We start from the raw sequence: 13,654 nt of genomic DNA, 5'->3' as shown, positions 1-13,654 counted from the left end.
TGTGAGCGCGCGATCCCATATTGATTGTGCACCAACTTCGCGCCAATCGTCCACGCTCGGGCGGTCTGCGAGTCAACGACGACAGTCGTGGAACTGGACACTCATGGGCCTTACGCTTTCGCACCACGATCATGTGACACTTACCTTGGTCGACAGGTTGCTGGTCCGAAAGCGCTGCGTCGAGCGCGCATCGGACCGATGTCCGTTAGATGACCCAATAGCCCACTCCGCTTGCCCGAGGTCAGTCCGACCTCTCGGGACTCTCTGCCCTTATTCGGGAAGGTATTTGTCGGACCACTGCATTGCCGCTGCCCCGGTCTTGATCATGTGATCAACTGCATCTTCGGCCAACCCGATCCGCGCCAGGATTTCGCGCGTGTGGGCCCCATATTTTGGCATGTGCGAAGGCACTGTGATACGGCCCTTTTCCGGGCGCACCGCATTTGGCGCCACCAGATCGGTCCAGCGGCCCATCGGATGCCGGTCGTGGCGGATCACACGGAATGTCGCCTGTGACAGATCAACCTCTCCACCGCTTTCCGGTTGCAGGGCGGCATCGCGGGTTTCGTGCAGCGACCCTAATGGAACAACGGCGCTGGACGAAGCGGCGAATGCTGCTTTCCAAAAGGCCACGGGACGTTCGCGGAAGCGCGATGCCAGGTCGGCCTGCACTTCACACTCCGATAGATTGGCCAGGTCGGCAAGTTCGGGGATATTCGCCAAAGCCTTCTCTCGCTCGGTTGGGGCGGCGAAGAATATCCAGCCGTCCGCCGCTTTATAGCAATGATAGAACGGCCCCCAGCCCAGCGCCTGACGCCCCGAAGGTTCGTCAAACGACGCCCGCCCGTCATAATCATACATGAACTGGGCCTGAATCAGGTTGCCCGCAGCCGCCAGCGAGGCGCGCGCAATGCCGCCCTCTCCTGTCTGGTCCAGCCGCATCAGCGCCCCACCAAGCGCCACGCAGGCACAGTACCCGGTCAAAACGTCGATCGTGCCAAAATGCGCGTGCTCTTCCGGCGTTTCCATGCCGCCGCCGAAACGCACCATGACACCGGTGGCCGCCTGGGCCAGATCGTCATAGCCAAGGTGGTTGGACTTCGGCCCGATCTTCGGCCCGCCAAATGCGTCCAGCTGAACCAGGATCAGCTTCGGATTGATGCTTTTTAACCGGTCCGGCGACAACCCCAGCGTATCGCGCTGCGCATCGGTGCCGTTCATGGTGATGACGTCGGATTCAGCGATCAGGCGCGCCAGTGCCTCTTGCCCTTCGTCGCTGCGCAGGTTCAAAAGGATGCTCTTCTTGCCGCGATGCGCGTGCATGCCAAAGACAACGGCATTCCAGGGGTCTACCGACGGGTCGACCGGTTGTACCAGAGTGACTTCGGCTCCGAACCGTGCAAGGGTCGAGCCGATGGTGGGGCCGGCGATGACGTTGGTCAGGTCCAGAACCTTCAGCCCGTCCAGCCAGCCCTGTCCGGCGGTATCAAAGACCGCCGAGGCCCGGGGCGCTTCGGACAGAAGCGCGGCAAGGTCGGCAGGTTTGGCCGCGTGCTTGACCGGAGCCTCGGCATCTTCTGCCAGCCACGCGACATTGCCCATCTGGCGCATCCTGCCGTGCACGGGATGTTCGACTTCCAGCACAAGGCCCGAAGCCAGCGCGTGCGGATCATTCAGCCATTCCTGTGAGGATCGCTGGGCCGTTGCCGGTGCTTTCGATGCCCCGAACAGCGCCTCCCACTCGTGGGCCGGACGGGTCAGAAAGGCCTCTTTCACCGCGGTGGATACGCGGGCGCGGTCCGAAACGCCGACCGGATAGTTGCGTGTAGACCATTCCGCGGGCCAGTCTTTCTGATCCAGATAGGCGTCGAAATCTGGCAGGCTTTCAACCATATCGCCAAGCCCAAGCGTCTGAAGCGCGCGTTCAGGATGACCCTTGATGCTGCATGCCACAACATAAAAACCCCGGCCATCTGCGCAGGGGTAGGTCCGGTAGAACGGGTCGAGGAATTCCGACAATTCCGAAAACTCCAGATTCAGCGGCAGACCTTCTGCCGCGCGCCGTTCCAGTTCAACTTCTCGCGGGGACTTGTAGCGGTCCGGATAATCCTCGATTTGCTGGCAATTGTAGACCAGCCCCTCCAGGAGGGCCGAGGCCAGCGGAACCTCGATATGATCCCCGCCATTTCTGCCCCGCGCGCGAAGTGCAAACAGCACCGACATGGCGCCAAACGTTGCCCCGTAGGCCGAAGCCAGCCCCAGCGGAGTGAAGGATGGGTTGATCCCCATAAGCCGGCGGTTCAGGCCCATATCCGTGAACTGCCCTGTGCGCGCGGCGATCACTGCCTCCCACGCTGCAATATCGGCCAGTTCCGGATCGGTCGAGGCAAAGCCGGGCATCGATAGTGAAACAATGGCGGGATTTGCCTGCCGCAGGGCGTCCGGTCCCAGACCAAGACGTTTCATCACACCCGGCCGGAAATTGTCGATGATAACATCGGCGCGCTGAACAAGTTGCAGGGCTGTCTGAAGACCGCCTGGTGATTTCACGTCCAATTCCAGGTTGGATTTTCCACGCGAAAGCATATCCGATGAAGGTGATTTCAGGCGCGGCCCGCCCGGAGGATCGATGCGGATCACATCCGCCCCCATATCGGCCAACATCATCCCGACCAGCGGCCCGGCCAGATATTGGCCGAAATCAAGAACCCGAATGTTCGAAAGCGGTCGGTCGCGCATGGTGGTCAGGCCCTTTTGCCGTTGTGGTTGGTTCGACTGCAAATTGGGGAAAGCGTAGTCTTGAATTTTCAGCGGGCGTTGTCCTAATTTGCCAAAAAACATCCCAAATCGGACGAAATGCTGGCACTCAAAATCAACGTCCTGCTGTTTGATAAATTTTCCAACATGCTGCTGGCCTGCCTGTTGGAGCCGCTGCGCGTTGTTCGGGATCAGACCGGCGCCGACATCCACTGGTCTATTGTGACACCTGACGACGATGCAGTTCGCAGCTCCAGTGGTCTGCGTCTTTCGCCGGACGTCACCTTGGTTGACGCGGGCGCCTGCGATCTGTTGATGGTGGTCGGCGGAGACGAGTTCAGGCAGAACGCCTCGAAGCCGGCCAGCAGAAAATGCGTCGCGCTGACCAGACAGGCGGAGACGGTCATCGGGGCGGACACCGGAGCGTGGTTTCTTGCTTCCTGGGGATTGCTGGACGGGCGTCGGGCAACCCTGCACTGGCAAACACTGACTGAGTTTTCGGAGGCGTTTCCAAATGTCGAGACCCTGCCGGACAGATTTGTCCGCGACGGTTCGGTCTGGACCTGCGGCGGTGCGTCGACGGCCATGGATTTGATGATCGCCCTGATTTCGGAACGATACGGTGACGCGCTGGCGCATGATGCGGCCAGCATGTTCCTGCATGACGGTGCGCGGTTCGATGGGCTTGGCCACAGCGCCATGCAACCCAAAGGGTCGGAAAACCTGCGGCGCTGCATTTCCATAATGGCAGAAAATGTCGAGGCTCCGATGCAAATCGTGGACCTCGCGCGGCGGGCCAACCTTTCGGTTCGGTCCATCTCGCGCATCTTTGTCAAAGAGCTTGGGATGCCGCCCCAACGCTATTACCAGTTGATGCGCCTGTCGCGCGCCCGCGACCTGGTTGCACACACGAACCTTGTTCTGGAAGAGGTTGCGATGCGCTGTGGCTATTCCTCCGCACAGTCTTTGTCCAAGGCGTTTTCGCGGCAGTTCGGCGTCAGCATCGGATCGACGCGCAAGCACAAGCAAATGTGGTGATCTGCCCGGTACGGTGACGCTACTGCGTCTCGTTGAGAACCGGCTTGATCTCTTCCAGTGCGCGGTCGAACGCATTCAGGGTGTCCGTGACATCATCGTCACTATGCGCGGCCGATGTCACGGCGCTCATCGCGGACATCAGGTCAACGCCGTTGCGGTTCAGAGCATCCTGTAGCCCCGCGACCAGCTTGGGTGCGGGTCCGCGAATGGTCGCGGCGGGTATCCCGTCCATCGACCCTTCGTGCGGCCCGAACCAAAGGTGGAACGTCGAGCTTTCGCCATAGCACAGCCCTTCGATTCCGTGTTTGGAGAACAGCGCGTTCACGCCACTCCGAATATCCGCCGCGATCCTGTCCGCATGGGCCTGGGCCGAACCATCCGCCAAAAGGTCCATCATCACCGATCCGGTTGCGGCCACGATGGGCGCTCCGTTGAAGGTTCCCTGGTGCAGCACAGCCGGGGTATGTCCCCGGGTCGTGACGGACGGGTCGAGCATCGCCATGACCTCGGCCGTGCCGCCGACGGCACCTCCCGGCATACCGCCGGTGACGATCTTGGCCATGGTCGTCAGGTCGGGCGTGGTTCCGGCCAGCGCCTGACGCCCACCTGGGGACCAGCGGAAGCCAGTGATGATCTCGTCCAGGATCAGCAGGCCGCCATTTCGATGAGCGGCGGATTTGGCGGCTCCCAGAACCGCCTGCGCCATCGGCACTGCACCGTAATTGGCGCCCGAGGCTTCGACAATCACCGCAGCATAGTCCTTGGTGGCGAGCATCCTGTTCAACATGTCCGCATCAGGCGGGCAGATGTCGGTCAGCGCTGCGACGGCTGCGGGAACGCCCAGTGATGGTGGCACATCCGATCCCGGTTTTGACCCCTTCAGAACGTGATCATGCCAGCCATGGTAGTGCCCGTCCACGCGAAGGATCTTGTCACGGCCAGTGAAGGCGCGGGCGATGCGCAGGGCCAGCATCGTTGCCTCGGTTCCGGACGCGGTGAAGCGGACCCGCTCTACTGACGGAATCAGATCGCAGATCTTGCGTGACCAGTCGACCTCGATCGGGTTGCAGTCAGCCGCAAAGATCGCTTGCTCCGCTTGCGCCTGCAGGGCTTTGACAATTTCGGGGTGGCAATGGCCCATCATCTGGCTGGCCGCACCCATCTTGAAATCGATATATCGATTGCCGTCAGCGTCCCACTTATGCGCGCCCAGCGCACGGGTGATATAGATCGGGTTCGGCAAGCGCCAGCGATAGCGGTGCGAGATGCCCCCGGGCATCGTTTGACGGGCTTGCTGAAACAGGTCGCTGGATTTGGTCATCTGTCCTTCTTGCCCTTCACCAAATTTGCCCGCCGCGCCGAGTGGACCCGGCAGCCAGCACGTTTCTTTCCAGCAGCGTCGGCTCGCGCGGCCTCAGCCAGATGCCGCGATGTCGAACAATCGACTGCGCCCGCACCAACGATCGCATCGCATATGTGACCAGCCACGCCACCCTCCTGCTTTTCAGCCACTCTGGCGACAAGGAAACAATCGGGCAAGACGACTTTTCGGTAACGGGTTCTCCGGCCTTCCGGTGCTGCAGAACGGACCAGGCAGGCTTGGCTTACAAAGCTCTTGGCCACAGCCCGATGTGAGGCGCGCGCATCTACGTGGGCGCGAAACGGACAGAGCGTTGCCGATCAGGTGGATGGGAAAACGGCTGTCTTCTTTACAGTTCCATAGACAAAGCTGGTATCGATGGAGGCGATACCGCCAATCGGGTGTATGCGATTGCGGATAAAGTCTTCGTAAGCCTCGAGATCCGAAACAAGAACGCGCAACTGATAGTCCATGGCACCGGTCAGCACGTGGCATTCGAGAACTTCCTCGATCATCCGAATCCGACCTTCAAAATTCTGGACATCCGTTTCGTTGTGCCGCTCCAGCCGGATACGCACAAAGACGGTAATGGCCATCCCGTATGCGGCGGCGTCCACATCGGCGCTGTATCCCTTGATGATCCCACTGGCCTCAAGGTTCTTGACCCGGCGCAGGCAGGGCGACGGAGAGAGGCTGACCGCATCCGCAAGATCCTGATTGGTCATGCGCCCATCCCGTTGGAGGGCACGGATGATCTGTCTGTCCTTGGCGTCCATTTTCCTTCCCACGATTGGCAGATCCTGCCAATTTTGATCTCAATGTTGGTATAATTCGCAACCCTTCACCCAAAGTAAAGGCGCAAACTGACTTCAACTGGAATCAGGAGTTTGTCATGACCCGTTCAACCGGCTTTGCTACCCGCGCCATCCACCATGCTTACAACCCGTTGGAGAATGACGGCGCGCTGACCCCGCCGTTGCATTTGACCTCGACATTTTCCTTCGAAACGGCCGAGGCCGGCGGCGAGATGTTCGCGGGTGAACGCGAAGGCCATATCTACAGCCGTATTTCGAACCCCACATGCGATCTTCTGGAACGCCGGATTGCGGTGCTCGAAGGGGCTGAGGCCGGGCTGGCCCTTTCCAGCGGCATGGGTGCCATTACCGCAGTGCTTTGGACCCTGCTGTCGCCAGGCGACGAAGTTATCGTCGACAAGACACTCTATGGCTGCACCTTTGCGTTCATGCGCCACGGGTTGGCGAAATGGGGCGTCACGATCACGCATGTCGATATGACGGACCCTGAAAACCTGCGTGCCGCTGTGTCGGACAAAACGCGTGTGGTCTATTTCGAAACGCCGGCAAACCCGAATATGCGGCTTGTGGATATTGCCGCCCATTCAAAGATCGCACACACGGTCGGCGCAAAGGTCGTGGTCGACAACACTTATGCCAGCCCATATCTGACCCGACCGATTGAACACGGTGCCGACATCGTTCTGCATTCCGCCACCAAATACCTTGGCGGGCACGGAGACGTGGTTGCTGGCCTGGTTGTGGGCACGGCGGAACAGATTGCCGAGATCCGCCTGGTCGGGATGAAGGACATGACCGGCGCGGTGATGGCACCCTTCAATGCGATGCTGATCCTGCGAGGGCTGAAAACCCTGAATTTGCGGATGGACCGTCACTGCGCATCGGCTGAAGTTGTCGCTGAATATCTCGAGGCCCACCCCGCTGTCGGTAACGTATCTTTCCCTGGTCTCAAGAGTTTTGCCCAACATGATGTTGCGCAGCGCCAGATGTCGCAGCCCGGAGCCATGATTGCGTTTGAAATCAAATCCGGCCTGTCCGGCGGGATCGAATTCATGAACCGACTGACCATGATCCAGCGCGCAGTCTCGCTGGGTGATGCGGAAACCCTGATCCAGCACCCGGCCTCGATGACCCATTCGACATACACCCCGGAAGAGCGGGCCGAGCATGGAATCAGCGATGGCCTGATCCGCCTGTCAGTCGGGCTTGAAGACGTCGAAGACATCCTTGCAGACCTGGAGCAGGCTTTGCCCTACCCTGCCCGCAGCGCCGCCTGAACCCGGAGACCGCCATGCACATTGATCCCACCCAGTTGAAAATCGTTGAACAACGCCTGCTGTGGTTGTCGCATTGGATGATCCACCATGCCAACCATGTCCGACCAAAGGTGGATGGGATCAAGATCGGTGGCCATCAGGCCTCGTCCGCCTCGATGGTATCGATCATGACGGCGCTCTATTTCTCGGCCCTGCGGCCGGAGGACAGGGTCGCCGTCAAACCCCACGCGTCGCCGGTCTTTCACGCGATGCAGTACCTCATGGGCAACCAGACCCGCGAGAAAATGGAAAACTTCCGCGGATTTGGCGGCGTTCAGAGCTACCCCAGCCGAACCAAGGATATCGATGACGTAGACTTCTCGACCGGGTCAGTGGGTCTGGGTGTAGCGATCACCTCGTTTGCCTCGATCATTCAGGATTACATCAAGGCCAAAAGTTGGGGCGCAGACGCCCCGTTGGGTCGCATGGTTGCACTGGTCGGCGATGCCGAGCTGGACGAAGGCAACATCTACGAGGCGTTGCAGGAAGGGTGGAAGAACGACCTGCGCAACACCTGGTGGATCATCGACTACAATCGCCAGTCACTGGATGGGATCGTACGCGAAGGGCTGTTCGAGCGGATCGAGAAGATCTTTGATGCTTTTGGCTGGGATGTCGTTCGCGTGAAATACGGCGTCCTGCAACGCGCTGCATTCGAAGAGCCCGGAGGGGACCGGTTGCGGAACTGGATCGACGCCTGCCCCAATCAGGACTATTCGGCCCTGACGTTCATGGGAGGTGCGGTGTGGCGCCAGCGCCTGATGGATGATCTGGGTGATCAGGGAGACGTTACGGCGCTTATCGAACGGCGCACGGACGCGGAACTGGCGGCCTTGATGGAAAACCTCGGCGGCAACTGCGTCGAGACCATGTCCCGGACATTTGCCGCGATCGAACATGATCGACCGACTTGCTTTCTAGCCTATACGGTAAAGGGCTGGGGCACGCCCATTGCCGGTCACAAGGACAACCACGGCGGGTTGATGAACAACAGTCAGTTTGCCGCGTGGCAGGCCCATATGGGCGTGCTTGAGGGTGAGGAATGGAATCCGCTCGCTGCAGTCGAGGACCCTGAAGCCCTGAAAGACTTCCTGTCCAAAGTGCCATTCTTTGCCAAAGGTCCGCGGCGCTATCTGGATGACAAGCTGGATGTGCCACCAATAGGGATCGACATCAGCCGCGAGATTTCAACCCAGATGGCTTTCGGCAAGATTCTGGACGCCTTGTCCAAGGGCGATAGCCAACTGGCCGAACGCATTGTGACAACGTCGCCTGACGTAACCGGCACCACCAATCTTGGGCCGTGGGTGAACCGTCGCAAGCTTTTCGCACGTTCCGAACAGACCGACGCCTTTGTCGAACATCGTATCCCCTCGACGGCAAAATGGGAGTTCACGCCGGAAGGGCAGCATATCGAGCTCGGGATCGCTGAAATGAACCTGATGCTGTTGCTGGGCGCGGCGGGTCTTTCGCATTCCCTGTTTGGAAAGCGGCTGATCCCGATTGGAACGGTTTATGACCCCTTTGTCTGCCGCGGACTCGATGCATTGAACTATGCCTGCTACCAGGACGCGCGCTTCATACTGGTGGGCACGCCGTCGGGGGTTACACTGGCTCCGGAAGGTGGGGCGCACCAGTCCGTCGGCACCCCCCTGATCGGGATGAGCCAGGATGGGCTGGCCGCATTTGAACCCGCCTTTGCCGACGAGTTGGCGGTGATCATGGAATGGGCCTTCGACTACATCCAGCGCGACGGCGAGGGACAACCGGACGAGCGCACCTGGCTGCGTGATGAAACCGGAGGGTCGATCTACCTGCGCCTGACGACCAACCCGATCGAACAGCCCGGCAAACGCGTGGACGACGAATTCCGTCAGGGTGCGATCGATGGAGCGTATTGGCTACGCAAACCTGGACCCAATTGCGAGGTCGTAATCGCCTATCAGGGGGCAATTGCGCCAGAGGCGATCAAAGCCGCAGGAGCAATTGGTGAAGGCCGCCGGGACATCGGTGTTCTGGCCGTCACGTCCGCCGATCGGTTGAATGCCGGATGGACCGCCGCCCAACGGGCACGGTCACGCGGAAACAAGGCGGCGCTGTCCCACATCGAAGCCCTGATGTCTGACCTTCCGCGTCACTGCAAACTGATCACGGTGATCGACGGGCATCCTGCGACCCTGTCCTGGCTGGGGTCCGTGCATGGACATCCGACGATTCCAATGGGTGTCGAGCACTTCGGTCAGACCGGCACGATCGGCGACCTCTATCGTCACCACGGCATTGACGCCGATGCCATCATCGAAAAGGTGAGCGGATTGACTGATGGTAAACCAATGCACCAACCGAGCATCAGCTTTGTTAGGTACTAACACCCTCTGATCGCAGCGTTTTGCAGGGTGAGGCCCCTTGGTCAAAGACGTCTCACCCCGGCGCGAAATTGCGATCCAAGTATTGCCGGTTTGATTTTGACCAGCTTGCGCCGATCCTTGCAATTCGGACCGGACCTCTGGGTCTTCTTCTTGATCCCGGAAACCATCTCCAATCCGACGGCAACCGGGCTGTTGCTGTTCGGAAATCAATTTGAAAAGGCCAGCCAAATTTTCAACCTGCTATCCGTGACCGAATTCCTTGTCCGCGAAACCATCCACGAGGAAGTCAATCAGGGTCCGAACGCGCCGTGGCAGGAAGGGCATTTCCGGTCGCAGTACGAAGACCCCACCGCCGGCGCTAGGCTCCGCGTGATCCGACAGAACCGGACACAGGCGACCTGTGCGCAAGTCGTCGGATATCAGAAACTCCGGCAACCACGCTATGCCGCGTCCCGCACAGCACGCCGAACGGAGCGCTTCCAGACTATTGCAGGAAAACCCCGACCCGAGCCGCGACATGCCGCCACCCGTTCGTTTGAAGCCCCAATCCGACAGATATTTTTCCGGCCCGAGGCGCAGGCATCTGTGCGCAGTCAGGTCCTCGGGTTCCAGTGGAACTCCGCTCCGCTCAAGATAACCGGGCGCGGCACATGGGATCCGCTGATTGTCCATCAGTTTCCGTGACACGAGGGACGAGTCCGGCAAGATGCCGCTGCGGATTGCGAGATCGAAGCCGTCGCCCACCAGATCAATGATCTTGTCCGTCAGCAACAGCTCGATTTCGACCTCGGGATTAAGCTCCATGAATTCGATCACCAGAGGGACGACATGTAATTGGCCAAGAGCCGCCGAGCTTGTCACACGGATCACACCGCGCAAGTTACCGGCATCATCGGCAATGTCCTCTTCCAAGGCTGTCAGGCGGGCAAGAAGATCCCTCGCTTCCTCTACATATCGTTGTCCGGCCTCCGTCAATGCCATGCGCCGGGTCGAGCGGACAAGAAGCGGCACCCGCAACCTCTGCTCCAACAAGTGCACCCGTTTGCCCACCGCAGACGGGGTGTACCCCAACACGCGGGCCGCGGCCGAAAAACTGCCGTGGTCAACCACGGCCAGAAGGATTTCCAGTTCCGTTTTTTGCGACATTTATTCCAAAAACTATTAAAAGTTGATCCAAGATACCGGATTATCGGCGCAAACTTTCCAAATTATCTATGGTGGAGGCCAATAAACCAAGGAGAAATACCTTGCCCATCGCTTCGAACACCTCCCTTTTTAGCCCGTTCACCCTGCCGAACGGGCGTGTTTTGAAGAACCGGATCGTCAAATCGGCCATGTCGGATTCGCTGGCGGATGGCCGGGGCAACCCGACCGCCGCCCAGATGCGTCTCTATGAACGCTGGGCCGAGGGTGGTTTGGCGGCGTCGATCATCGGTGAAGTGCAAGGGGATCCGCGTTACCCCGAAAAACCGGGTAATCTCGTGCTCGATGAGGCCGCCGATATGGCGGCTTTCCGGGATCTGGCCCGCCGTGGCTCGGTCAACGGGGCACAGCTTTGGCTGCAACTTGGCCACGCCGGGGCGCTCGCGCATCGACCGATCGGTTACCCCAAAGGCCCAAGCGCAATCGATTTCCCTGATTTCAGCAGCGAAGAAATGTCGCTTTCCGAGATCAGGACCATTCCAGAAAAATTTGCCCGCACAGCCCGTCGCTCTGCCGATCTGGGGTTTGGCGGTGTCCAGATCCATGCAGCGCACGGATTTTTGTTGAGCCAGTTCCTCTCTCCCCTCTTCAACCGTCGAACGGATGCCTATGGTGGCCCGATCCAAGCGCGGATGCGGTTGCTGATCGAAACCGTTGACGCTGTGCGCGCCGCAGTGCCGTCTGACTTCACAGTCGCGGTCAAACTGAACGCCACTGACCAGCTTGACGGCGGACTGACGGAACAAGACGCGCTCAGGGTGGTTGCAGGGTTGGACGGCAAAGGCGTCGATCTGCTGGACATCAGCGGAGGAACCTATTTTCCCGGCGCGCCATCTAGTTCCGAACGGGCAACCAAAGGTCCCTACTTCCTCGACTTCGCGCGCGCCGCGCGGCGGTTAACCAAGACCCCACTCATGGTGACCGGAGGGTTCAAGCATCGCGCGGAAGCAGACGCGGCAGTCAAATCAGGGGATGTGGATGCGGTCGGCATGGCACGCGGTTTCATCCTGGACCCTGATTTGCCCAGCACTTGGCAGGCTGGGGAAAGTGACCCGGTCTTCCCTCGCTTCGCCACTTTGCCGCCGGGTGGGATGACCGCATGGTTCACCATGCGAATGACGGATTACGGAGAAGATCGGGACGGGCCGGTGGATAGGGATATTTTCGAGGCTATCGCCGAATATGAAAACCGCGACGATCGGCGCGTAGGGATTTGGAACGAGAGGTTTGCTTGACCCCCCTGCCTCCGAACACGCCGGGCATAATCGACGAGGGCGCAGATACTGTCGTGGCTTCTACGCCGATCTATTCCGAAAAGCGCCAACATCGCAAACTACCGTCTATCCAACAGATGTTTTGGGAACGTCCACAATGTTGGCATCACACCTCTGAAACCAATCAAAAAAAAAGCATTGGCCGCAGGTTTGCAAGGGTGGTCATAGCGCGTGAATGTCGAACGGATCAGAGAAACCTTTTATCTTCGTTCCGCCGAATGTCTTTTCCACATGGGCGCCTTCCAACAGCCCCAGTGTTTCCTGATCTATCAAAATCCGGCTACCGGTTCGCTGGGTTTCCGCTTCAAGACGGGCCGCAAGGTTTACGGTCGATCCGATGCAAGTATACGTCGCCCGGTTGTCCGTGCCGGCATATCCGGCAACAACCTCGCCGGTTGCGATTCCGATGCCGATCTTCAAGGCATCTTTCCTTTCCGCGCGCCGTTCGAGATTTAACATTTCGATCATGTTGTGCATCTCATGCCCCGCCGCCACGGCACTTTGCGCAGAGTTGGGCAGGTGTTGCGGAACCCCGAAAAGCGCCATCAAACCGTCTCCCAGCATCAGGCTGACAATGCCTCCATTGCTGGTCACAGCCTCGAACATCAAAGTGTAGAAGGTATTGAGCAGATCAATGGTTTCCTCCGGCGCGAGGTTTTCCGACAACGTCGTGAAGCCGCGGATATCGCAAAACAAAACCGACGCGTTGGCACGTTTTCCGCCGATGGCAAAGCCAGACGCTTGCAGGTCCTGGGCTACTTCGGTGGTTGCAAAGCGTTCAAGCAGACGTTTCTGTTCGTCCCGCAGTCTTTTCTTTTCGAGGCCACTGGAAACGCGTGCACTGAGAAGCGTCTTGTTGACCGGTTTCGGCAAGTAGTCTTCGGCCCCCAATTCAATGCAGCGCACCACATTGTCGAGCCCTTCGACAGATGAGGTCACAATCACTGGCAGATCGCGCAGGTCGGTGTCCGACTTGATCGCCTCAAGAACCTGGAATCCGTCCATTTCCGGCATTTCAATATCGAGAAGAAGCAGGTCAAAAGGCTGACTGGACAGCATCTCCATTGCAACCCGACCGTTTTCCGCCACCGAAGCCTGGTGACCCAAAAGCTCGACATTCCGGGACAACAGCAAGCGATTGACCTTGTTGTCGTCGACAATGAGCAGATGTCCGGGGGCGTCAGTCATCAATCAAGCTCCGAAGCGCCGCTGCTGCGGAGTTAAGGGCCGCCTCCAACGCGTTCGCATCCGTAAGATCGCCGGCCACGGACGGCTTTCCAAGCTCGACTTTCCTGGCCAGTTCAGCAAGCGCCGTTGCACCAAATGTGTTTGCATTGGATTTGATGGAATGTGCGGCCCGACGGTATCTGTCGGCATCGGCCGCACCCGCAGCTGCTTTCAATTCGCTAATCATTCCGGGGGCTTCGTCGAGAAAGGTGTTCACAAGCTCGACAGCAAAGTCTTCGCCGGTCGCGTCTTTGAGTTCCATGAAGATTTCATGATCAATTGGGCTATCTGTCAT

10 protein-coding genes are annotated in these 13,654 nt (G+C 59.2%); 4 read left to right on the top strand and 6 right to left on the bottom strand.

What is annotated here, in order from left to right:
• Positions 1–270 precede the first annotated feature (270 nt).
• Complete coding sequence (locus ACR1XU_RS06810; RefSeq protein WP_480903881.1) at positions 271–2,739, bottom strand: CoA transferase; 2,469 nt, start codon at positions 2,737–2,739, stop codon at positions 271–273.
• Positions 2,740–2,856: 117 nt separating this feature from the next.
• Here ACR1XU_RS06810 and ACR1XU_RS06805 point away from each other — a divergent pair, with 117 nt between their 5' ends.
• Positions 2,857–3,795 (top strand): GlxA family transcriptional regulator, encoded by a 939-nt coding sequence (locus tag ACR1XU_RS06805; protein ID WP_480903884.1) that lies wholly within the window; start codon positions 2,857–2,859, stop codon positions 3,793–3,795.
• A gap of 19 nt (positions 3,796–3,814) precedes the next feature.
• On the opposite strand, the gene ACR1XU_RS06800 is transcribed toward ACR1XU_RS06805, so the two are convergent.
• Together ACR1XU_RS06800 and ACR1XU_RS06795 are read right to left on the bottom strand one after the other, a co-directional pair.
• Entirely contained in the window at positions 3,815–5,116 is a 1,302-nt protein-coding gene (locus ACR1XU_RS06800) for an aspartate aminotransferase family protein (protein ID WP_480903886.1), read from the bottom strand.
• A 359-nt stretch (positions 5,117–5,475) separates the two neighbouring features.
• Positions 5,476–5,931, bottom strand: a complete 456-nt coding sequence (locus tag ACR1XU_RS06795) for an Lrp/AsnC family transcriptional regulator (RefSeq protein WP_170805871.1) — start codon at positions 5,929–5,931, stop codon at positions 5,476–5,478.
• A gap of 116 nt (positions 5,932–6,047) precedes the next feature.
• On the opposite strand from ACR1XU_RS06795, the gene ACR1XU_RS06790 reads away from it, so the two are divergent.
• Together ACR1XU_RS06790 and ACR1XU_RS06785 are read left to right on the top strand one after the other, a co-directional pair.
• The gene (locus tag ACR1XU_RS06790) at positions 6,048–7,247 is read left to right on the top strand and encodes a methionine gamma-lyase (protein WP_480903889.1); all 1,200 of its coding nucleotides are present in this window, start codon (positions 6,048–6,050) and stop codon (positions 7,245–7,247) included.
• 14 nt (positions 7,248–7,261) lie between these two features.
• The gene (locus tag ACR1XU_RS06785; RefSeq protein ID WP_480903892.1) at positions 7,262–9,655 is read left to right on the top strand and encodes a 1-deoxy-D-xylulose-5-phosphate synthase N-terminal domain-containing protein; all 2,394 of its coding nucleotides are present in this window, start codon (positions 7,262–7,264) and stop codon (positions 9,653–9,655) included.
• Between the two features lie 240 nt (positions 9,656–9,895).
• On the opposite strand, the gene ACR1XU_RS06780 is transcribed toward ACR1XU_RS06785, so the two are convergent.
• A complete protein-coding gene (locus ACR1XU_RS06780; RefSeq protein ID WP_170805868.1) occupies positions 9,896–10,801 on the bottom strand; it encodes a LysR family transcriptional regulator in 906 nt (301 codons plus the stop codon).
• A gap of 101 nt (positions 10,802–10,902) precedes the next feature.
• On the opposite strand from ACR1XU_RS06780, the gene ACR1XU_RS06775 reads away from it, so the two are divergent.
• Positions 10,903–12,093, top strand: coding sequence for an NADH:flavin oxidoreductase/NADH oxidase family protein (locus ACR1XU_RS06775; protein ID WP_480903896.1), 1,191 nt, complete (start codon positions 10,903–10,905; stop codon positions 12,091–12,093).
• Between the two features lie 201 nt (positions 12,094–12,294).
• Here the strand turns inward: ACR1XU_RS06775 and ACR1XU_RS06770 are convergent, their stop codons facing one another.
• Both ACR1XU_RS06770 and ACR1XU_RS06765 read right to left on the bottom strand, forming a co-directional pair.
• A complete protein-coding gene (locus ACR1XU_RS06770) occupies positions 12,295–13,320 on the bottom strand; it encodes an adenylate/guanylate cyclase domain-containing protein (RefSeq protein WP_480903899.1) in 1,026 nt (341 codons plus the stop codon).
• Positions 13,313–13,654 carry an Hpt domain-containing protein gene (locus ACR1XU_RS06765; protein ID WP_480903902.1) on the bottom strand — a complete coding sequence of 114 codons (342 nt, stop codon included), beginning with the start codon at positions 13,652–13,654 and terminating at the stop codon, positions 13,313–13,315. The genes ACR1XU_RS06770 and ACR1XU_RS06765 overlap by 8 nt, the downstream gene beginning before the upstream one ends.

The organism is Ruegeria sp. D1(2025), assembly GCF_056536425.1.
This window is presented reverse-complemented; position numbering and strand designations above follow the sequence as displayed.